The sequence below is a fragment of the Streptomyces beigongshangae genome (assembly GCF_019710745.1).
GTDB lineage: Bacteria > Actinomycetota > Actinomycetes > Streptomycetales > Streptomycetaceae > Streptomyces > Streptomyces beigongshangae.
This window is the reverse complement of sequence record NZ_JAHKJW010000029.1, coordinates 1-21,034: the sequence shown is the minus strand read 5'-3', so window position 1 is coordinate 21,034 and position 21,034 is coordinate 1. Positions and strand designations below refer to the sequence as shown.

At 73.2% G+C, this 21,034-nt stretch carries 20 protein-coding genes and 1 pseudogene; 14 read left to right on the top strand and 7 right to left on the bottom strand.

Annotated elements, in window-relative coordinates; translation table 11 throughout:
* Positions 1-38: 38 nt before the first annotated feature.
* The 3 genes from KM933_RS22510 to KM933_RS22500 form a co-directional block, all read right to left on the bottom strand.
* On the bottom strand, positions 39-815 hold the full coding sequence (locus KM933_RS22510; protein ID WP_221355115.1) for an amino acid ABC transporter ATP-binding protein: 777 nt from the start codon (positions 813-815) through the stop codon (positions 39-41).
* Between the two features lie 86 nt (positions 816-901).
* Complete coding sequence (locus KM933_RS22505; RefSeq protein ID WP_221354976.1) at positions 902-1,735, bottom strand: amino acid ABC transporter permease; 834 nt, start codon at positions 1,733-1,735, stop codon at positions 902-904.
* Positions 1,732-2,580: a transporter substrate-binding domain-containing protein gene (locus KM933_RS22500; RefSeq protein ID WP_308013510.1), complete on the bottom strand. Its 849-nt coding sequence runs from the start codon at positions 2,578-2,580 to the stop codon at positions 1,732-1,734. The genes KM933_RS22505 and KM933_RS22500 overlap by 4 nt, the downstream gene beginning before the upstream one ends.
* Before the next feature lie 175 nt (positions 2,581-2,755).
* Here KM933_RS22500 and KM933_RS22495 point away from each other — a divergent pair, with 175 nt between their 5' ends.
* The 10 genes and pseudogenes from KM933_RS22495 to manD all read left to right on the top strand — a co-directional run bounded on the left by KM933_RS22495 (position 2,756) and on the right by manD (position 13,152).
* Positions 2,756-3,802: a pyridoxal-phosphate-dependent aminotransferase family protein gene (locus KM933_RS22495; protein ID WP_221355112.1), complete on the top strand. Its 1,047-nt coding sequence runs from the start codon at positions 2,756-2,758 to the stop codon at positions 3,800-3,802.
* Between the two features lie 147 nt (positions 3,803-3,949).
* A pseudogene (locus tag KM933_RS22490) lies at positions 3,950-4,674 on the top strand (DsbA family oxidoreductase).
* A gap of 92 nt (positions 4,675-4,766) precedes the next feature.
* Entirely contained in the window at positions 4,767-5,816 is a 1,050-nt protein-coding gene (locus KM933_RS22485) for an aminotransferase class V-fold PLP-dependent enzyme (protein WP_221354974.1), read from the top strand.
* A gap of 54 nt (positions 5,817-5,870) precedes the next feature.
* On the top strand, positions 5,871-6,578 hold the full coding sequence (locus KM933_RS22480) for an RNA polymerase sigma factor (protein ID WP_221354972.1): 708 nt from the start codon (positions 5,871-5,873) through the stop codon (positions 6,576-6,578).
* A 25-nt stretch (positions 6,579-6,603) separates the two neighbouring features.
* Positions 6,604-7,650: a maleylpyruvate isomerase family mycothiol-dependent enzyme gene (locus KM933_RS22475; RefSeq protein ID WP_221355125.1), complete on the top strand. Its 1,047-nt coding sequence runs from the start codon at positions 6,604-6,606 to the stop codon at positions 7,648-7,650.
* A gap of 71 nt (positions 7,651-7,721) precedes the next feature.
* Positions 7,722-8,507: a FadR/GntR family transcriptional regulator gene (locus tag KM933_RS22470; protein WP_221354970.1), complete on the top strand. Its 786-nt coding sequence runs from the start codon at positions 7,722-7,724 to the stop codon at positions 8,505-8,507.
* Between the two features lie 239 nt (positions 8,508-8,746).
* Complete coding sequence (locus tag KM933_RS22465; protein WP_221354969.1) at positions 8,747-10,075, top strand: extracellular solute-binding protein; 1,329 nt, start codon at positions 8,747-8,749, stop codon at positions 10,073-10,075.
* Positions 10,075-11,037: a carbohydrate ABC transporter permease gene (locus KM933_RS22460; protein WP_221354966.1), complete on the top strand. Its 963-nt coding sequence runs from the start codon at positions 10,075-10,077 to the stop codon at positions 11,035-11,037. Before KM933_RS22465 ends, KM933_RS22460 begins: the two co-directional genes overlap by 1 nt.
* Complete coding sequence (locus KM933_RS22455) at positions 11,034-11,894, top strand: carbohydrate ABC transporter permease (RefSeq protein ID WP_221354964.1); 861 nt, start codon at positions 11,034-11,036, stop codon at positions 11,892-11,894. Before KM933_RS22460 ends, KM933_RS22455 begins: the two co-directional genes overlap by 4 nt.
* 43 nt (positions 11,895-11,937) lie before the next feature.
* On the top strand, positions 11,938-13,152 hold the full coding sequence (gene manD / locus KM933_RS22450; protein WP_221354962.1) for a D-mannonate dehydratase ManD: 1,215 nt from the start codon (positions 11,938-11,940) through the stop codon (positions 13,150-13,152).
* 64 nt (positions 13,153-13,216) lie between these two features.
* Here the strand turns inward: manD and KM933_RS22445 are convergent, their stop codons facing one another.
* A complete protein-coding gene (locus KM933_RS22445; RefSeq protein WP_221354961.1) occupies positions 13,217-13,825 on the bottom strand; it encodes a DUF1349 domain-containing protein in 609 nt (202 codons plus the stop codon).
* Between the two features lie 127 nt (positions 13,826-13,952).
* Positions 13,953-15,482 (bottom strand): aldehyde dehydrogenase (NADP(+)), encoded by a 1,530-nt coding sequence (locus tag KM933_RS22440; RefSeq protein ID WP_221354958.1) that lies wholly within the window; start codon positions 15,480-15,482, stop codon positions 13,953-13,955.
* 129 nt (positions 15,483-15,611) lie between these two features.
* Between KM933_RS22440 and KM933_RS22435 the strand changes: the two genes are divergently transcribed.
* From KM933_RS22435 to KM933_RS22420, 4 genes are all read left to right on the top strand, one after another.
* Positions 15,612-16,385, top strand: coding sequence for an IclR family transcriptional regulator (locus tag KM933_RS22435; RefSeq protein ID WP_221354956.1), 774 nt, complete (start codon positions 15,612-15,614; stop codon positions 16,383-16,385).
* Position 16,386: 1 nt separating this feature from the next.
* Positions 16,387-16,857 carry a GNAT family N-acetyltransferase gene (locus KM933_RS22430; protein WP_221354954.1) on the top strand — a complete coding sequence of 157 codons (471 nt, stop codon included), beginning with the start codon at positions 16,387-16,389 and terminating at the stop codon, positions 16,855-16,857.
* 303 nt (positions 16,858-17,160) lie between these two features.
* Positions 17,161-17,727, top strand: coding sequence for a SigE family RNA polymerase sigma factor (locus KM933_RS22425; RefSeq protein ID WP_221354952.1), 567 nt, complete (start codon positions 17,161-17,163; stop codon positions 17,725-17,727).
* Positions 17,724-18,431, top strand: coding sequence for a hypothetical protein (locus tag KM933_RS22420; protein WP_221354950.1), 708 nt, complete (start codon positions 17,724-17,726; stop codon positions 18,429-18,431). Before KM933_RS22425 ends, KM933_RS22420 begins: the two co-directional genes overlap by 4 nt.
* A gap of 225 nt (positions 18,432-18,656) precedes the next feature.
* Here the strand turns inward: KM933_RS22420 and KM933_RS22415 are convergent, their stop codons facing one another.
* Both KM933_RS22415 and KM933_RS22410 read right to left on the bottom strand, forming a co-directional pair.
* Positions 18,657-19,949 (bottom strand): dienelactone hydrolase family protein, encoded by a 1,293-nt coding sequence (locus KM933_RS22415; protein WP_308013509.1) that lies wholly within the window; start codon positions 19,947-19,949, stop codon positions 18,657-18,659.
* Positions 19,946-21,034 (bottom strand): pectinesterase family protein (locus tag KM933_RS22410; RefSeq protein WP_221354949.1); only part of this gene is annotated, 1,089 nt, incomplete at its 5' end. The genes KM933_RS22415 and KM933_RS22410, both read right to left, overlap by 4 nt.

Genomic DNA, 21,034 nt, shown 5'->3' with positions numbered 1-21,034 from the left:
GCGGCAGCCTAGTTCGTCCGCGGCGGGCCGCCCGTGTCCTACGGGGACTCGTCCGGCCCGTCCGGGGTGCCCTCCTGCACCTGTGCCATCGCCGGGTCGAGGAGACGGGACAGGAAGTGGCGGGTGCGGTCGTGGGCCGGGTTGCCGATGACCCGCTCCGGAGCGCCCTCCTCGACGACGACGCCGCCGTCCATGAAGACGACGCGGTCGGCGACCTCGCGGGCGAAGGACATCTCGTGGGTGACCACCATCATGGTCATGCCCTCGTCGGCGAGCATGCGCATCACGGCGAGGACGTCCCCGACCAGTTCCGGGTCGAGCGCCGAGGTGGGCTCGTCGAAGAGCATCACCTCGGGACCCATGGCGAGCGCGCGGGCGATGGCGACACGCTGCTGCTGCCCGCCGGAGAGCGAGCCGGGGTAGGCCGCCGCCTTCTCGGAGAGCCCGACGCGCCGGAGGTTCTCGGCGGCGACCTCCGCGGCCGCCTCCTTGTCCCGGCCCAGCACCCGGCGCTGCGGCAGCACCAGGTTGTCGGTCACCGTCAGGTGCGGGAAGAGGTTGAACTGCTGGAAGACCATGCCGATCCGGCGGCGTACGGCGTCGATGTCGACGTCCGGGTCGGTGACCTCGGTGCCGCCGACGAAGACCTGGCCCCGGGTCGGCTCCTCCAGGAGGTTCACGCAGCGGAGCAGGGTCGACTTGCCGGATCCCGAGGGGCCGATGACGCACACGACCTCGCCGGAGGCGATCTCCAGGTCGATGCCGCGCAGCACCTCGTTGTCGCCGAACGACTTGTGCAGGCCGCGGACCTCGATCTCCGGCGTACCGCCCCCGCTGTTCCCGGTGTTCTGGTTGTTCCCGGTGGTCCGGCTGTTCTCGGTGGTCCGGCTGTTCTCGGTGGTCACTTGGTGGCCTTTCCGGCCTTCGTCTCAAGGCGGCGTACGACGAAACCGAGCGGGATGGTGACCAGCAGGTAGCACAGGCCCGCCACCAGGATCGGTGTCGAGTTGGCGGTCTCGCTGGCCAGGTCGCGCCCGAACTTGGAGAGTTCGCGCTCCTCCAGGGTGACCCCGAGGAACAGCACCAGCGAGGAGTCCTTGAAGAGGAGCACCAGCTCGTTGGTGAGCGGCGGGATCACGATGCGGAACGCCTGCGGGATGATGATGGAGACCATCGCCCGGCCGTGCGAGAAGCCCAGCGACCGGGCCGCCTCCATCTGCCCCTTGGGCACGGCCTGGATGCCCGCGCGGATCGTCTCCGCCATGTACGCGGCGGCCACCAGGCCGAGCGCGAGCGCGACCTTCCCGTACGTGCCGCCGGGGATCTCCGTGCCGGGGAACGCCAGGGGCACGGCGACGCCCACGAAGATGAAGATCAGCAGGGCGGGCAGCCCGCGGAAGATCTCGATGTAGACGCCGGCCAGCCAGCGGTACGGACCCACCGAGGAGAGCCGCATCAGGGCGACGACCACGCCGAGGACGAGGCCGAAGACGAAGCCGGACAGCGTGTAGAGGACGGTGTTCTTCAGCGCCAGCGTGATGATGTCCGGGAACATCCGCTCGGCCAGGTCCACCTGCGCGAACTGGTTCCGCAGCTGTTCCCAGTCGGCCGTGAGACCGAGGGCGACCAGCGCGGCGACGAACACCGCGTACTGGACGCCCTGCGACACGGCCCGCTTCCGGCGCCTGCTCAGGCCCTTGCGGCGGGGCTGGACCCGGGTGCCGGCCTCGCTCATGAGGAGGCGGAGGGAGCGGCCGAGGCGGCACTCTCGTCGTACGGGCCGATCCACTTCTCGTACAGCTTCTTGTACGTGCCGTCCGACTTCGCGTCCGCCAGCGCCTTGTTCACGGCTTCGAGGAGCTTGGTGTTGCCCTTCTTCATGGTGAAGCCGTACTCCTCACCGGTGTTGATGTTGTCGGCGACCTCGAAGGCGTCGGCGTTGGCCTTGTCCTTCAGCCAGCCCTGGAGGACGGGGTAGTCGATGACGACGGCCTTGACCTGGCCGGTGCGCAGGCCGTTGAGGAGGGCGTCCGAGGACTCGAAGGAGACCGGGTTCAGGCCCTTGCCCTTCGCGAACTCCTCGCCGGTGGTCTGCGCCTGCGCGCCGACCTTCTTGCCCTTGAGGTCCGCGAGGGAGGCGATGCCGCTCTTCTTGCCGGCCAGGACGCCCTGGGTGGCCTCGAAGTACGGGTCGGAGAAGTCGACGTTCTTCTTGCGCTCGTCGGTGATCGTCATGCCGGCCGCGGCGAGGTCGCACTGGCCGGAGTTCAGGGACCCGCCGGTCTTGAAGTTCTCGAAGGGCTGGTCGAGGATCTCCTGCTTGACTCCCAGGTCCTTCGCGACCAGGTCGACCAGGGCGACGTCGAAGCCCTGCACCTTGCCGTCGATCTCCGACTGGAACGGCGGGTACGGCAGGTGCGTGCAGGTGGTGAGCTGCCCGCTCTTGACGAGCTCGACCCCGTTCGCCGTGGTCTTCTCGCCCCCGTCGTCGTCCGAGGAGCAGCCGGCGACGAGCAGCAGCCCGGCCGTCGCGGTGGTGGCGGCCAGCATGCGGGTCCGGCGCGCGGGGGCGGTCTTCACGAGAGGTGACCTCCTGTGGGGAAACTGTGACTCCTGATTATAAGGATGTGTTTGAGGTGCTCAAACACATCCCATGCCCCGGGGGCGCGCGGTCCCGGAAGCCACCGGTGGGGCGGCCACCGGGACGGCGGTTACGCTCGTTGCTGCCTACCCCGTGAGCGAAGAGAGCAACGCCGTGACCCACCCCTTCCTGGACCTGGCACCACTGACCGCCGCGCACTTCGCGTCGATCGAGGACCGGGTGGCGCGACTGCTGTCCACCCGGCAGGACGTGGTGATCACGCAGGGCGAGGCGCTGCTCCCCCTGGAGGGGGCCATTCGTGGCGCCGCGGGTCCCGGCACGACCGCGCTCAACGTGGTCACGGGTCCGTACGGGCAGACGTTCGGCGACTGGCTCCGGGACTGCGGGGCGACCGTGCACGACCTGGCCGTGCCGTTCCACGCGGCGGTGACGGCCGCGCAGGTCCGCCAGGCCCTCGCCGAGCACCCGGGGACCGACTTCGTCTCCCTGGTGCACGCGGAGGCCGCCACCGGCAACACCAACCCGGTCGCCGAGATCGGCGAGGTCGTACGGGAGCACGGCGCGCTCCTCTACCTGGACGCGGTGGCGTCGGTCGGCGCGGAGCCGGTACTGCCGGACGCGTGGGGCGTGGACCTGTGCGTGATCGGGGCGCAGAAGGCGATGGGCGGGCCCGCGGGGGTCTCGGCGGTGTCCGTGAGCGAGCGGGCGTGGGCCAGGATGGCCGCGAACCCGCACGCTCCGCGCCGCTCCTACCTGTCCCTCCTGGACTGGAAGGAGCGGTGGATCGACGCCGGGCGCAAGGTGCTCCTCCATGCCCCGGCGCAGCTGGAGATGCTGGCGCTTGAGGCGTGCCTGGAGCGGATCGAGGCGGAGGGCCCGGACGCGGTGGCGGCCCGGCACGCCGCGGCCGCGGCGGCCACCCGGGCGGGGGCGCTCGCGCTGGGCGGGGGCCTGGAGCCGTACGTGCGCAAGGCGTCCGATGCGGCGCCGGTCGCCACGACGCTGCGGACCCCTCCGGGGGTCGACGCCGCCGGTGTGGTGGGCCGCGCGCTGGCCTTCGACCCCTCCCTGCCGCTGGCGGCGGGCGGGGGCTCCCTGGCGTCGTCGATGATCCGGGTCAACCACTACGGTGCGGCGGCGGACGGGGTGGTCGTGGACCGCTGCCTGACCGCGCTGCGCGCGGCCCTGGCCGCGGTCTGAGGACCGGCGTCACCCGCGCCCCCGGTGAGGGCTTGTCGCGCAGTTCCCCGCGCCCCTGAAAGACGGGCCCGCGGGGAATGAACGACCGAACCTTGAACGTTCACGTATCGGCACAGCTGATGCATGAGAAGAGGGAAGGTCGGAGACATGCGCGTCGAGATCTGGAGCGACATCGCCTGCCCGTGGTGCTACGTGGGCAAGGCCCGCTTCGACAAGGCCCTCGCCGCCTTCCCGCACCGCGACGCCGTCGAGGTCGTGCACCGTTCCTTCGAGCTCGACCCCGGCCGCGCCAAGGACGACATCCAGCCCGTCGTCCCGATGCTCACCGAAAAGTACGGCATGAGCGAGGCGCAGGCGCAGGCCGGTGAGAAGAGCCTCGGTACCCAGGCCGCCGCCGAGGGGCTGGAGTACCGCACCGAGGGCCGCGACCACGGCAGCACCTTCGACATGCACCGGCTGCTGCACCTCGCCAGGGAGCGGGGCCGCCAGGACGAGCTGCTCCAGATCCTCTACACGGCGAACTTCGCCGAGGAGCGGTCGGTCTTCGGCGACGACGAGCGCCTCGTCGAACTGGCGGTCTCCGCCGGGCTGGACGAGGGCGACGCCCGCACGGTGCTGGCCGACCCGGCCGCGTACGCCGACGACGTCCGCGCCGACGAGCGCGAGGCCGCCGGGCTGGGTGCGAACGGCGTGCCGTTCTTCGTCCTCGACCGCAGGTACGGCGTCTCCGGCGCCCAGCCCGCCGAGGTCTTCACCCAGGCCCTGGAGCAGGCGTGGGCGAGCCACTCCCCCTGAAACTGGTCCAGCAGGGCGGCCAGGACGGCGCCGAGGCGTGCGGTCCGGACGGCTGCGCGGTGCCCCACCAGCACTGACCTGCCCTGACGTGCACCTATAAGCGTTCCTACGCGGAACCACGTAAAAGAACGCGATGGACGGGCAGTTGCGCGGGGCCCAGAGTGGTTCCATGGAGACCTTCGAGAGCCTCGTCCGTGCCGAGTTCGCCCCCGGGAGCACCTACCTCAACACCGCCAGCACCGGGCTGCTCCCGACCCGCGCGGTGGCCGCCGTGCGGGCCGGCGTCGAGTCCGTGGCGGCCGGCCGGCCGCAGGACATGTTCGCCGACGTGGAGGCGTCCCGCGCCTCCTTCGCCCGGCTCCTAGGAGTCCCGGCCGGCCGGGTCGCGGCCGGGGCCTCCGTCGCCGTCTACACCGCGCTGATCGCCGCCTCGCTGCCCGCGGGCGCCGAGGTCCTCACCGCCGAGGCCGACTTCACCTCCGTGGTGAACCCCTTCCACATGCGCCGCGACCTCAAGGTGCGCACGGTGCCGCTGGAGCGGATCGCCGAGTCCGTGCGCCCCGGCACCGCGCTCGTCGCGGTGAGCGCCGCGCAGTCCGCGGACGGCCGGATCGCCGACCTGCCGGCGCTGCGGGAGGCCGCGCGCGAACACGGCGCCCGTACGTACGTCGACGCGTCCCAGGCCGCCGGATGGCTGCCGGTCGAGGCGGACGCGTACGACTACGTCTCCTCGGTCGCCTTCAAGTGGCTCGTCTGCCCGCGGGGCGTGGCCTTCCTGGTCGTCCCGGAGGACTTCGGAGGGCTCGAACCGCTCTTCGCGGGCTGGGTCGCGGGAGAGAACCCCTGGCAGAGCTGTTACGGACCGGTCGAGGAGCTCGCTCGCTCCGCGCGGCGGTTCGACGAGAGCCCCAGCCTCTTCTCGTACGCGGGCGCCCGGCACTCCCTGGAACTGGTCGAGAGGCTGACGGTGGACGCCGTGCACGCCCATGACCTCGCACTGGCCGACCGGTTCCGCGCGGGGCTCGCCGCCCTGGGGCGGGAGCCGGTCCCGGCGCCGGGCTCGGCCATCGTCTCCGTGCCCGGACTGGGCCACCGGCAGGGGGAGCTGAGCCGGGCGGGGATCGAGGTCTCCGACCGCGCCGGCCATCTGCGGGCCGCCTTCCACCTGTACAACACGCCCGCCGACGTCGACCGTCTGCTGGACGTCCTGTCGGGATGACGGCCCGGCCCACTGGCGTGCGGCCCACGGGGGCGCTAGGAAGGGCACCACGAGGTGGTGGTGCCGGTGGAGCCGACTCTCCACACATCCGAACGGCCGTCCTCCGACGCGGAGTTGCACCGGCGGCTGGTGTACGGCGACGAGTCCGCGCTGGCCGAGGCGTACACGGCGTACGGCGGTCTGGTCCGGCGCGTCGCCGTCCGGGTCACGCGCAGCACGGTGGCCGCCGAGGACGTGGCGCAGGAGGTCTTCGCCCAGCTGTGGAGCAGGCCGTACGCGTTCGACGCGGGCCGGGGCTCGCTGCGCACCTGGCTGTCCGTGCTCGCGCACCGGCGGGCCGTGGACTGGGTGCGCAGCGAGGCCCGGCACCGCAAGGACACCCGGGCGGACGACTCGGCGCTGCATGCGATCCCGGACGCCGGCCCCGGTCCCGACGAGGCGGTCGTGGACCGCGAACGCGCGCTCCTGCTGCACTCCGCGCTGGCCGAACTCCCGCAGTCCCAGCGGGAGGTGGTGCACCTCGCCTACTTCGCGGGGCGTACCTACCGCCAGGCCGCCGTCGAGCTGGGCATCCCGGAGGGCACCGCGAAGACCCGGCTGCGGTCCGCGCTGCGGAGGCTGGCCGTGTCGCTGGCCGATGCGCCCGAGCCGCCGGAGCCGTCGGGGTCGCCCGAGCCGCCGGAGCCGTCGGAGCCGCCCGAGCCGTCGGAGCCGCCGGAGTCGTCGGGGCCGCCGGATCCGGCGTGGGAGAAGGGCGCATGATGGCGGCAGGGGAAGGAGGCATCCCGTGAGCGACGACCACGACGGCGTTCCCGAGCTGCTGGCCGCCTGGGCCCTCGGCGCGCTGCAGTCCGCGGACGAACGGGCCGTGCCGCCGCACCTGGCGGAATGCGAGAGCTGCGCCGCGGAGGCGGAGCGGCTGCGCGAGACGGTACGGCTGCTGGACGGGCCGCCGGGGGCGCCGGAACCGCCCGCCCCGGGCACCGGGCCGGGCGGTGGTGCCGGGCCGGACGGTGTGGTCGCCCTCGCCCTACGGGCGCGGCCCGCCGCGCCGCGCGTCGCCGCGCACGCCGCCCCGTACGCGGCCGCGGTCTGCTCCCTGACGGCGCTGCTGCGCGAGGTGGGCGGCCACCGCCCCTGGGGCACACCGGTGGTGCACGACTGGGACGTGCGGGACACCGTCGGCCATCTGATCGCCGCCGACGAGGGACTGGCCCGCGGTCTCGGTGTGCGGACGCACGCGCCGCCCTCCCGGATCACACGGGACACGGGGTGGGAGGACGCCTGGGAGACCCGGACCGCCGAGGTGATCGCGTACGAGCGGACGCGCTCCCCGGACCGGACGGTGGCGGCGTGGTCCGCGCAGAGCGCCGCGCTGCTGGCCACCGCCGAGGCCCTGGACGCCGGGCGGGCCGCGCGCGTCATGGAGCTGACGGGCGTACGGCTGCCCGTGGCCGACCACTTCCTGGTGCGAGCCTTCGAGACGTGGATCCACACGGACGACGTCGGCCGTGCGCTCGGGCTCGCCGTGCCGCCGCCGCCCGGGGAGCACCTGGGGCGGCTGGTCCGGCTGGCCGTCCGGCTGCTCGGCCCGGCGCTGGGGCCCGCGGCGGCGCCGGTGCTGTTCGCCGTGCCGGACGCCGGGGACGACGCCCGGTGGGTGCTGGGCGCCGGGGGCGAGCCGGTCCGGGGCGAACTCACGCTGCGGGCCGTGGACTTCTGCCTGCTGGTCGGGGGCCGGCACACCCCCGCCTCGGTGCCGAGGAGCGCGACGGGCGACGCGGACGCCGTACGGAACGTGCTGGAGCGGGCGGCGTCACTGGCCTGGCTCTAGGTGTATCGCCCCACCGCCGGGTCCGCGGTCCGCCGCCGGTGACCGCGGACACCGCCCCGTATCATGCAGGCATGCAGTCCTCCGGCCAGTCGTCCGCCCCGCCCCGCGTTCCGCACGGACCCGCTCATCGTGGACTGCTGACCGAGCGGATCGCCCGGCGGCTGGAGCACGACATCCGGTCGGGGCAGATCCCCGTCGGGCAGAAGCTGCCGTCGGAGCGTGAACTGGCGGTCGAGTTCGAGGCGAGCCGGGGCGTGGTGCGCGAGGTGCTGCGGCGACTGGAGGCACAGCACCTGATCGAGGTGGCGCCGGGGCGCGGCTCGTTCGTGTGCGAGCAGACCTCCGGGCAGGCCAGGGGCTACGACGCCCTGTACCGGGCCGGGCGACCGACCGTGCGTCAGCTCATCGAGGCCCGGATCCCCGTGGAGACCGAGATGGTGCGGCTGGCCGCGCTGCGGGCCACCGAGGACGACATCAGCGCACTGCGCACCGCGCGGGACGCCCTGGAGGGCGCGAGCGACGTGGTCGACAAGGCGCGGGCCGACCTCGCCTTCCACGACGCCATCGCGGTGGCCAGCAAGAACCCGGTGCTGCGGATCATGCTGTCGTCGATCAGCGGGATGATGTTCGAGCTGATGCTCCGCTCGAACTCCGACCCGTCGATCGGCGAGCCGGGGGTCCCGCACCACCCGGAGATCTTCGAGGCGCTGGAGGCCCGCGACGCGGAGCTGGCCTCCGCGCGGATGCGTGAGCACCTGATGCTGGGGCTGCGCACCTACGGTCCCGACCTGGACGTGCAGGTGGACCTCATGGCCCGCAACCACATCGAGACCCTCCTGGAACAGCGCCAGGCGTAACCGCCCCCGGCGCAGCCCTCCCCGGCGCAGCCGCGCCGGGCGCAGCCGTCCCCGGCGGGGCCGGGCCCGCCGCCCGGCGCTGCGCCCTTCGGGGCCGGACTTCGGAACTTGCAGGCCATGAGGGCTGTTGCAGGCGTGTTTCCCTCTGTTACGGTCACACCGACCCAACTGGTCCTACCAGTTAGACCAGACAGTCCGGGGGGTCACGCACGAGCAAGGCAGAGAGGCAAGGGACGAGGATGTCCACAAACAGCCGGCTTCTGAGCCGGCGCTCCTTCGGCCGGCTGGCCGTCGCGGGAGCGGCGGCCGCGGGCGGGGCCATGACGCTCGGCGCGTGTGCGCCGGGCGGGGGGAAGCCGACCTCCGGCACCCCTTTGCGGATCATGGCGATCAACCACGTCTGGTCCCAGGCGGTCAAGCGCCGGCTGGGAGAGTTCGAGGACCTCGTCGGCCGCCGGGTCTCCATGACCCTGCTGACCGCGGACCAGCTCTCCAGCAGCTACAACGTCAAGCTGAACGCCTCCGGTACGGACGTGGACGTCATGATGGTGCGCGCGCTGCAGGAGCAGCTGCTGTTCGCGCACAACGACTGGCTCGTGGACCTGACCGACCGCGTCGAGGGGGACCGGGAGTTCGCCTGGCAGGACTTCCAGGAGGCTCCGCGCGAGGCGTCCGCCAGCGCCGGGAGGGTGCTGAGCGTCCCCGTCGTGACGGAGCGCCCGGTGCTCTACTACCGCAAGGACCTCGTCGCCGGCCTGGGAGGTGTCCCCCGTACGCTCGACGCGCTCATGTCGGCGGCGCTGGAGGCGGCCGACCGGGGCCGGGGCAGGTACGGGTTCGTGGGCCGCGGCCAGCGCAGCGGAGCGGTCTCGCAGTGGTCGAGCTTCCTCTACTCGCACGGCGGTGACTTCGTCGTCGACGGAGCCTCCGGCATCGGGAGCCGTCAGGCGATCGCCGCGTACGAGTACTACGGGCGGCTGCTGGGCCGGACCGGGCCGCCGGGGGCGACCAACATGAGCCTGGAGCAGGCCATGCCGATCTTCGCGCAGGGCAAGGCGGCCTTCTACATCGACGCCGACGCCATCTACAGCAGCTTCCTGGACCCCGAGGTGGCGACGCAGCAGGTGCGCGAGTCCGTCGGTTTCGCCCCCTTCCCGGCCGGCCCCGCCGGCGCCAGGCCCCACAACATCCCGTCCTGGAGCCTGGGCATCAACAAGTTCTCCCTGCTGCGCGACGACGCCTGGCAGTTCATCCGCTGGGCGGCCGGGGTCGCCCAGTCCCGCAAGCTCCAGGCCGAGGGGATCCCCGGCGCCAGGGCGTCGGTGTGGGAGGACCCGCAGACCCTGGAGAAGTTCCCGCCCGAGCTGGCGCAGGCCATGCGGACCAACGCCGGACGGGGTCTCGGCTACGACCGCCCCCGCGTGCTCCAGGTGGGCCGGGCCAGGGACATCATCGGCCGGCCCCTCGTCGCGGCCGTCCTCGGCGAACCGGTCCGTCCCGTGGCGCGGGACGCCCATGCCGAGTTCACCGACTTCCTCGTCCGCGACAACCGTCACAAGGAGTCCTGATGGGCGCCACCGGACTCGCCACCGCACCGGCCGGCGGGAAGCGGCGGGCTCCCCGCGGCCGCCTCCTGCGGCCCGCCCGCACCTTCGAGCAGGCCAACCGCCGGCTGAAGTGGGCGATGCTCGCCCCGGCCCTGCTGTTCGTCGGCCTCATGATCGTCTTTCCGCTGGTCTTCACCGCGAACCTGAGCCTGACCGACGCCTTCGGCGCGGTGAACGCCGGCAAGGAGCACGTCGGGCTGACCAACTTCACCGACGCGCTCGGCGACACCCGGCGCTTCTGGCCCGCGGTGAGCCGCACCGTCGTCTTCACCGTCGGCGCCGTGCTCCTGGAGACCGTGCTCGGGCTGGCGCTGGCGATGCTGCTGCGCAGGCCGTTCCGCGGCATCCGCTGGGTGCGCACCGTCCTGATCGTCCCGCTGCTGGCCACCCCCGTGGCGATCGGCATCCTGTGGCTGCTGATCCTGGACCCGACCAACGGCATCGCCAACCACCTGCTGGCCTCGGTCGGCCTGCCCCGCCAGGAGTTCCTCGGCTCGGTCGGGCAGTCCCTGCCCACCCTGATGCTCATCGACGTCTGGCAGTGGACACCGATGATGACCCTGCTGCTGCTCGCGGGCCTCACCACGCTGCCCGACGAGCCGGAGGAGGCGGCGCTCGTCGACGGGGCCGGAGCCTGGCAGCGCTTCCGGTACGTCACGCTGCCCATGCTCGCCCCCACCCTGGCCACCGCCCTGGTGCTGCGCGCGGTCGACGCGCTGAAGACCTTCGACCTCCTCTACGCGACGAAGGGCGCGGGCGGCGGCTCGGACTTCGAGGTCGAGACGCTCAACGTCTACGCCTACGGCCTCACCTTCGACTACCAGGAGTACGGCCTGGCCTCGGCCGTCCTGGTCCTGTTCACGCTGTTCATCATCGGTGTCGTCATCCTCATGCGCCGCCGCGGCGGAGGGAAGAACGCATGACCACCACGACCGGCCCCGCCCCCTCGGCCGCGGCGTCCCGCACCCGGCGCCGGCGGATCGGCTCGGCCGCCCAGGTGGCCGCCGTCATCCTGGTCGCGCTCGTCTTCGCCCTGCCGATCGTGTGGATGCTCGCGGCCGCGTTCAAGACGAACGTCCAGGTGACCGACCCTTCCGTGGGGCTGTGGTTCACCCCCACCCTGGAGAACTTCCGCTCCGTCTTCGAAGCCGGCCAGATCGTCCGCTCCATGGGCAACTCGCTGCTGGTCGGCGTGGTGTCCACCGCCCTGTCCGTGGTGATCGCCGTGCCCGCCGCCTGGGCCGTCGGCCGCTTCGCGATGCACCGCACGGCCTCCGTGATCCTCGTCGCCCGCATCGTCCCGGCGATCTCCCTGCTGGTGCCCTGGTACTACCTGTTCGCGCAGATGGGACTCGTCGGCTCCTACACGGCACTGGTCCTGAGCCACATGTTCGTCTCCGTGCCGCTCATCATGTGGATCATGATCAGCTTCTTCGCCGGCCTGCCGGTGGAACTGGAGGAGGCCGCCCAGGTCGACGGCCTCAGCGCGTTCGGCGCCTTCTGGCGCATCACGCTCCCCCTGGCCGCGCCCGGCACCGCGACGGCGTCCCTGCTGGCGTTCGTCTTCAGCTGGAACAACTTCATGTTCGCCCTGGTCTTCGCGGACGAACGCACCCAGACCGTCCCGGTCACCCTGTTCAACTTCATCTCCTACGCCAGCACCGACTGGGGCGGGCTGATGGCCGCGACCACCCTGATCACCCTGCCCGTCATCCTCGCCGCGCTCCTGGGCCAGAAGTACCTCATCGCCGGGCTGACCTCCGGCGCCACCAAGGGCTGACGCAGCACCCTCCCCCGCACCTACCGTGAAAGAGCCCACACGCATGAAGATCGTCGACGCGAAGGTCGTCGTCACCAGCCCCGGCCGCAACTTCGTCACGCTCAAGCTGACCACCGACGAGGGCCTGACGGGACTCGGGGACGCCACGCTCAACGGCCGGGAGCTGGCCGCGGCCGGCTACCTGTCGGAGCACGTCGCCCCGCTGCTCGTCGGCCTGGACCCGCACCGCGTCGAGGACACCTGGCAGTACCTCTACCGCGGCGCGTACTGGCGGCGCGGACCGGTCACCATGGCCGCGATCGCCGCCGTCGACGTGGCCCTGTGGGACATCAAGGCGCAGGCCGCCGGCCTGCCGCTCTACCAGCTCCTCGGCGGCGCCAGCCGCCGGCGCGTGGGCACCTACGGACACGCCAACGGCCGCGACATACCCGAGCTCCTCGACTCGGTGCGCGCACGCCTCGCCGAGGGCTACCCCGCCGTCCGCGTCCAGTCCGGGATCCCCGGGCTCAAGGCCGTCTACGGCGTCCACACCACCGACGCCGACGGCGCCGCCGTCCTCCACCAGCAGGTCCGCCCCCTGGTGGAGGACTGGGACACCGACGCCTATCTGCGCCACATGCCGGCGGTCTTCGAAGCCGTGCGCTCCGAGTTCGGCCCCGACCTGCCCCTCCTGCACGACGCCCACCACCGGCTCACCCCCGTCCAGGCCGCCCGCCTCGGCAAGGACCTGGAGCCCTACCGGCCCTTCTGGCTGGAGGACTGCACCCCCGCGGAGAACCAGGAGGCCCTGCGCCTGGTGCGCCGGCACACCACCACCCCCCTGGCCATCGGCGAGGTGTTCAACACCGTCCACGACTACCAGGGCCTCATCACCGAGCAGCTGATCGACTACGTCCGCTCAGCCGTCACGCACTTCGGCGGCGTCACCCCGCTGCGCAAGCTCTTCGACTTCGCCGCGCAGTACCAGATCAAGAGCGCCATCCACGGTCCCGAGGACATCTCGCCCGTCGGCATGGCCGCGGCCGTCCACCTCGACCTGGCCGTCCACAACTTCGGCATCCAGGAGTACTCCGGCCACACCCCCCTCACCCACGAGGTGTTCCCCCATGCGTACACCTTCGAGGACGGCCACCTCCACCCCGGCGAGGCCCCCGGGCTCGGTGTCGAACTGAACGAGGAGCTCGCCGCGGCGCACCCCTACGAGCAGGCGTACCTGCCCGTCAACCGGCTCCACGACGGCACCCTGCACGACTGGTAGTCCCCGTCCGGCCCGGTGCCCGGCCCGGCCGGGCCGGGCACCGGGCCGCTCACCGCCGGAAGGCTCAGGAACCGTCCCGCAGGTCCGCCGGCCCGCCCGGGCGGAACGCGATGCGGTCGTACGTGACCGCGCAGCCCTCGCCCGTCGGGGACTGGGCCATGAAGCCGACGAGGGCGGCGCCGGTCTCCTTCTCGCCGGCCAGGGTGAAGAGGCGGACGAAGGTCCAGCGCCCGCCGTCCCGCGAGGCGTGGAAGGCGAAGGCCCGGCCGATACGGCTGATCCGCAGCCAGACCGAGTCGCCGTCGACGGTGAAGGAGTTGGCGTCGTCGGAGTGCCCCCGGGTGACGACCGTGCAGACGGTGGGCACGTCCGGGGAGTACTCCAGGCAGAGCTTGGCCCAGGCCCGCTCGCCCACGTGCACGTAGAGGACGCCCGCGTCGAAGGTCCCGGCGAAGCCGACCGTGACGCGGGCGATCAGCTGGAAGTCGCCGTCGGGCGCCCCGAGGAGCCGGGGCGCGTCGGACGCGGGGTCGAGCGCTTCGCCGGTGGGCGGCACGAACCGGTCCTGCCGCGCTCCCGCCCGCCCGGTGAGCACCCCGCCCTCGTACGCCCAGCGCCCGTCGGGTCCGTACGCCCGCAGGGAAAAGGGAAGTTCAGGTATCTCCAGATCCATACCCGGAGTCTGCCACTTCCCCGCGCCCCCGAAGGGGCGCGGGGAACTGCGCGACCGGCCACGTCGGGCCCGCGGCCGACCACGGCCGCGGGCCCGACGGCGCACACGTCACGCACCGAGCGGAGCGCTACCGCTCCAGGCGCCCGTCGTACCGCCGCGGCACCCCCAGCGGGTTGTCGTCCCGCAGCTCGGGCGGCAGCAGCGCCTCGGGCGCGCCCTGGTACGCGACCGGCCGCAGCCACCGCTCGATCGCCGTCCCGCCCACCGACGTCGACGTGGACGTGGTGGCCGGGTAGGGCCCCCCGTGGTGCTGGGCCGGAGCCACGGCGACCCCCGTGGGCCAGCCGTTCACCAGCACCCGCCCCGCGAGCGGCGTCAGCTCGGCGAGGATCTCCGCGCCGCGCCCCTCGCCGGCCGCCTCCTCCGTGGAGAGGTGGACCGTCGCGGTGAGGTTGCCGGGCAGCCGCGCGAGCACCGCGTTCGCCTCGGTCTCGTCCTCGTAGCGCGCGACCACGGTCACCGGCCCGAAGCACTCCTCGATGAGCAGGTCGTACTCGCTCTCGGCGGTCAGCTTCCGCGCGGGCACCGTCAGGAAGCCCGCGCTCACCGTGTGCTCGCCGCCCGCCCCCGGCGTCACCGGGGCCTCCACCTCGGGGAGCTCCGCGCGCTCGGCGACCCCCGCGACGAAGTTGTCGCGCATGCGGTGGTCCAGGAGGACGCCCGCGTCGGTGTCGCTCACCGCGTCCGTCAGGGACTTCAGCAGACGGTCGCCCGCCGCGCCGGCCGGCGCCAGCACCAGGCCGGGCTTCACGCAGAACTGGCCGACGCCCAGCGTCATGGAGCCCGCGAGCCCCGTACCGATCGCCTCGGCGCGCTCGGCGGCCGCGGCCTCGGTGATCACGACCGGGTTCAGCGATCCCAGCTCGCCGTGGAAGGGGATCGGCACGGGCCGCGCCGCCGCCGCGTCGAAGAGGGCGCGTCCGCCACGTACCGAACCGGTGAAGCCGGCGGCCGCGACCAGCGGGTGCTCGACCAGCTCGACGCCCGCCTCGAAACCGTGGACCAGGCCCAGGACGCCGTCCGGGATGTCGTGGCGGGCCGCGGCCCGGCGCAGGACGGAGGCGACCAGCTCGGACAGGCCCGGGTGGTCGGGGTGCGCCTTGACGACGACCGGGCAGCCCGCGGCGAGCGCGCTCGCGGTGTCGCCGCCGGCGACCGAGAAGGCGAAGGGGAAGTTCGAGGCCGAGTACACGGCGACGACGCCCAGCGGCACCTTGTAGCGGCGCAGGTCCGGGATCGGCGGCGTCGCGGTGTCGTCGGGGTGGTTGATCACGACGCCGAGGAACTCCCCCTCGTCGACGATGTCCGCGAAGGCCCGCAGCTGGTAGCAGGTGCGGGCGAGTTCGCCGGTGAGCCGGACCGGGCCGAGCGCGGTCTCCGCGTCGGCGGCCTCCACGAGGTGTTCCCTGGCGCCTTCGAGCTCGTCGGCCGCGGTGCGCAGGAAGGCCGCGCGGAGCGTGCGGTCGGCGAGGGCCGACCGGGCTCCGTGCGCGGCGCGGACGGCTTCGTCCACCTCCTGGGCTGTGGCTTCCACCGCAACCTGCTCGCGCTGCTTCCCGGTTCGGGGGTCGACACTCCAGACTGGTGCTGCTGCCACCGCGGGTCCCTCCAGATGTCATGCCGCAGTACGTGTGCCACTCACCGGGGCGTTCGATATGCTGAACGCTGTCTCTGATGGTGAATGTACTGTCGAGACTATTTCCGGCGAACTAGGGGGTCAAGGCCGATGTCGGCAGGCGAGACGGGCGGCGGAGCACAGGTCAAGTCCGCGGTACGGACGGTTGAATTGCTCGAGTACTTCGCCGGACGCCCCGGGATGCACTCCCTGGCCGCCGTGCAGGAGGCCGTCGGGTACCCCAAGTCCAGCCTCTACATGCTGCTGCGCACGCTGGTCGAGCTCGGCTGGGTCGAGACCGACGCGACGGGCACGCGCTACGGCATCGGCGTACGGGCGCTGCTCGTCGGTACCTCGTACATCGACGGTGACGAGGTCGTCGCCGCCGCCCGGCCCACGCTGGACCGGCTCTCCGACGACACCACGGAGACGATCCACCTGGCCCGCCTCGACGGCACGAACGTCGTCTACCTGGCGACCCGCCAGTCACAGCACTACCTGCGCCCCTTCACGCGCGTGGGGCGGCGGCTGCCCGCGCACTCGACGTCGCTCGGCAAGGCGCTGCTCGCCACCCACACGGACGAGCAGGTCCGCAAACTGCTCCCGGAGACGCTGCCCGCGCTGACCGAGCACACGATCACCGACCGGGAGAAGCTCATCGAGGAGCTGCACCAGGTACGGGAGCAGGGGCTGGCGGTGGACCGCGAGGAGAACACGCTGGGGCTGCGCTGCTTCGGCGTGGCGATCCCCTACCGGACGCCCGCGCGGGACGCGATCAGCTGCTCGGTGCCGGTGGCACGGCTGACGCCCGCGCACGAGCAGATGGTCCAGGACGCGCTGTTCGACGCGCGCGACCGGCTGACGCTCGCGACCAGGAGGCTCTGACATGGAGGTCGTGCTCCGTCCGGTCCACGACAGCGACCTGCCGGTGTTCTTCCGGCAGACGAACGATCCCGAGTCCGCGCGGATGGCCGCGTTCACGGTCGAGGACCCGGCCGACCGGGACGCGTTCGAGGCCCACTGGAAGCGGATCCGCGCCTCGTCCGCGGTGAACCGGACGGTCCTCGTCGACGGGGACGTCGTCGGCAGCGCGGCGGTGTACGGCCCGCCCGGCGAGCGCGAGGTCACCTACTGGATCGACCGGGCGTACTGGGGGCGGGGGGTCGCGACGGCCGCGTTGCGGGCGCTGCTCGCGGCGGTGCCCGAGCGGCCGCTGTACGCGCGGGCCGCCGCGGACAACGCGGGGTCGTTGCGGGTCCTGGAGAAGTGCGGGTTCCGGGTGACCGGGCGGGACCGGGGGTTCGCGCACGCCCGCGGCGCGGAGATCGACGAGGTCGTCCTGTCGCTGCCGGCCTGACACGGCCGCACGCCCCCATGCCCCGCTTCCCACGTCCCACGTCCCACGTCCCGCTCCCCGCGAGCAGCCGCAGTCGGCGATGCGGACGGTCTTCGAGGACGGCACCGGGACGAACGCGCGGATCCCCGGGGCGGCGGTCGGCGCCGGACCGGTCGGCTGTCGGCTGCCGGCTGTCCGCCGGTGGGGGCCGGTCGCGCAGTTCCCCGCGCCCCTTCCGGGGCGCGTGTTGAACCGGTTCCGGTTTTTCCCCGTGTTACGGAATGAGGTTCGGCCCGCGCAGGAACCGACAGGGAGAGGCCGCCCGTGGGCACTGTCGTCGACGACGCCGCCTCCGGGGAGTTCCATGACTTCTTCGAGCGGCACTACGCAGAGCTGGCGCGTCTGGCGCACCTGCTGACGGGCGAACCGGACGCGGCCGACGATCTCGCGGCGGACGCGCTGCTCGCGCTGTGGCACCGCTGGGACCGGGTGCGCGCGGCGGACCACCCGGTGGCGTACGCCCGCGGTGTGGTCGCGAACATGGCCCGCAGCCGGATCCGCAGCGCGGTGCGCGAGCGCAGACGGATCACGCTCTTCTGGTCGCAGCGCGACGACAGGGCCGAGAACCCCGACGTACCCGGCATGGTGGACGTCCAGGAGGCGCTGCGCGGACTGCCGTTCCGCAAGCGGGCGTGCGTGGTCCTGCGCCACTCCTTCGACCTGTCGGAGAGGGACACCGCGCTGGCCCTGGGGATCTCGGTGGGTACCGTCAAGAGCCAGACGTCGAAGGGGATGGCGGAGTTGCAGCGGCTGCTGGGATCCCGGGAGGCCCCGCGGCGGATGCACGCGGCGGCACTGCGGACCGGCGGGAGCGGGGGGAGGACGCGGTGAGGGACGTGCACGACGAACTGCGGGCCCGGCTGCGGGAGTCGGCCGGGGCGTACCGGCCCGACCGGACGCGCATCCTGGCCCGCGTCGAACGCGGCATGGCGGACGGGGAGCGCGCGGCGGGCCCTTCCCCGCGTCCGGCCGCGCTCGGCTGGTGGCGTGTCGCCGCCGCCACGGCCGCGGTCGCGGGCGTGCTCGCGGTGGGCGGTCACACCGTCGCGTCGGCGGTGCGGGGCGCGGAGACGGACGAGCGGACGGTGGCGGTCACGCCGAGCCGCCCGGACCCGCCGGCCTCCCCCGGCGGCGGTACCGAGGACGGGCCGCTGCGCTCGGACGGCTCGGTCGACCCGCACAGCAACGAGTTCTGGGCGCAGAGCAACGTGACGGTGACGGCGAGCAGGCGGCTCACGGCGCTGCGGGTGGTGCTGAGGGTACGGCAGACCGGTGGCGTCACCCCGACGGGTTCCTGGCGCTCCGCGCCGGAGGACGACTTCACGGTGTCCGTCGTCGAGGAGGGCGGCTTCCTCGTCCACACCTGGGAGCTCAAGCCGGGCCGTACGGTGTGGCCGGGCGAGTGGGTGTTCGCGGGCCAGTACGACCACGACCGCGGCGGCCGTGACGCCGGGGACGACACGTACGCGGTGGAGGCCCGGGCCGACGGCGAGGAGCTGGGCGTGACGGGCGGCTTCGCACGCACCAGGACATGACCGGGCGCCCGCACCGCCTCGCACATCACCGCCGTGCACACCACCGCCGTGAGGGAACCCACCGCCTCCGTACGGCATCTGACAGTACGTACCGGTGACAGCCGCCCCTCGGCTGCACAGGGTCCGCCCCGGCCCGAGCCCCCCTCGGCCGGGCAGGGGGACGCCCCCCGCCGGTGACGACCGGCGGGGGGCGTCCGCACGCGTCGGCCCCGGAGCCGGAGCCGGTCAGACCGGTCCACCGGAGTCGGCGGAACCGGTGGAGTCGGCGGAGCCGGTGGGGAGGACGGAGTCGAGCCAGGCGAAGACCTCGTCCTGCTGGGCCACGGTGAACACATGGCCCAGGCCGGGCCAGACCTCGGTGCGCAGTCGCTCCTCGGCGTGCCGCGCCCGCCAGACGGCACGCAGCTTCCCGTACGCCACCCGGACCCCCTCCTCGGGGAACAGGGTGTCCTGGGCGCCGTGGAAGAAGAGCATCGGTTTCGGCGCGGCGATGCTCGCCACGTCCGGGAAGTCGAGGTGCCGGGCCAGGCCGGGGTGGAGCATGTGGAAGGCCGACTGGCCGCGCAGGATGTTGTTGCCGGGCACCATGACCTCTTTCAGCCCGGTCATCCAGCACACGCTCGCCGCCGCCGCGACGTCGTCGCTCAGGGCGGCCGTCTGCCAGGCGCGGAAGGCGCCCATGGAGAAGCCGAGGGCCGCCACCCTGCGCCGGTCCACCCGGTCGAGGCCGGCCAGGAAGCGGGCGGCGCGCACGTCCTCGCGCGCCATCAGCCCGGCGAGCGACGAGCCGAGGTTGAGGAGGTTGCTCGCCAGGGCCTGCTGCTGCTCGTACGCGAGCGGACCGCGGTCGCCCCAGCCGAGCGCGTCCAGGGCGAGGACCACGTATCCGCGCCGGGCCAGCTCGTCACCGACGAACCGCCCGCCGAAGCAGCGGTCCGCCCACGCCACGGCGGAGGCCAGCCGGGTGTCGTCGTTCCAGGGCCGGACCAGCTTCTCCTTCCCGATGTCGAACTTGGAGCCGTGGTCGTGGAGGAGGAGGACGGCGGGGAACGGGCCGGTGCCGTGCGGGGTGAGCAGGGCGCCGCGGACCCGCTCGTACCGGGTGAGGGAGAGCGTCACCGACTCCCTCGTGTATCCGCCGCCCCCGTCCCGGCCTTCTTCCTCGCGGAATCCCTCGTGGGAGTCTTCGTACGACCCCTCGTACCCCTCGTACCCCTCGTACGAGGGGTCGTACGGTGTGTTGTCCCGCTCGACCAGCAGGTGCTCCTCGACCTTCGAGCGGGCCGTGCGCCGCCAGGTCCTGACGTCCCGGACCGGCGAGGCGCCCCAGGCGAGCGGGAAGCGCAGCTCCTCCTTGAGGAGGGGGTGGAAGTCGGGGAGGTTGCCCTCCACGACGCCGGCGGCCGTGGCCGCACGCGCCGTCGGCGCCCCGGCCCCCGCCGCGCCGAGGAACGCGGCCCCCGCGCCCGCCACGAACGTCCGCCGTCCCAGCGGCGACGGCTCGGCCCCGCCGTTCACAGGGGCCTCCGCAGTGGCCTCCAGTCGCCCAGGTACGTCCCGCGGCGGTGTGCCGCGGCCCGGTCCGGGGTGAGCTGGGGCCGGTTCGCGGGGACGACGATCGCGGCGCCCGGCCCGCTGTTGCGGTACTCGGCGAACCGCTGGTCCTGCCAGGGGTGGCCCGCCGCCATGGTGGCGTACGGCTCCACCGCGTCGATCCCGGCGCCCAGGCGGGTGTCGCGCACGGTCAGCATGGGCCGCGCGGTGGGGTCGGAGCTCGGCACCCAGGGCCGGGCCAGCTTGTAGTGGCCGTCCGGGGCCCCGCTCGTCACCCTGCTGCCCGTCACCAGGTATCCGTGCGGATTGGCGGCGGCGGTCGAGGGGGCGAGGACGAAGCCGTACGGGGGCCCGGCGAGGTCCGTCCGCGGCAGGGTGCGGAAGTGGCAGTGCTCGAACACGGCAGTGGCCCGCCCGAACACGAAGTCCACGTCCCCTTCGGCGTAGCAGTGCGCGAAGTACTGCCGGGCGAAGGCGGTGAGGGCCGTGGAGTCGGCGTACAGCGTGTCCTGGTGGCCCAGGAACCGGCAGCGCAGGAACGCCGACCGGTCCCCCTGCACCTTGACGGCGACGGCCTGGGTGCCCGTGACGCCGGGGTGGTCGGCGCGCAGCCAGTCGTTGGCGAAGGTGATGTCCCGGGCGGTGAATCCGTCGGCCCGCAGGGTCGTGGTGGCCGAACCGCTGGTGCCGTGGATGCCGCCGCCGGGTTTCGGGGTGCCGGCCGCGTTGTCGTACACGATCACGACGTCCCGCGCGTCTCCGGAGGCGCCGATCCAGGTCATCTCCGTGCGGTCGGCGTCGACGGTGACCGTCTCGCGGTAGGTGCCCGGCGCGATGACCAGCGTGTACCCGCGACCTCCGCCGGTTCCTTCCGTGCCGCCCCGCGCGGCGTCCACGGCGGCCTGGACCGTGGTGTGGTCGCCGCGGCCGCCGGGGTGGACGTACAGGGTCCGCGCGCCGCGCCGGTCGGACGGCGAACCGTGGCGCCCGAAGGGGGACCGCCCGCGCGCGTGGGCGGTGCCGCCGGCCGCCAGCGCGAGCGCGGCCCC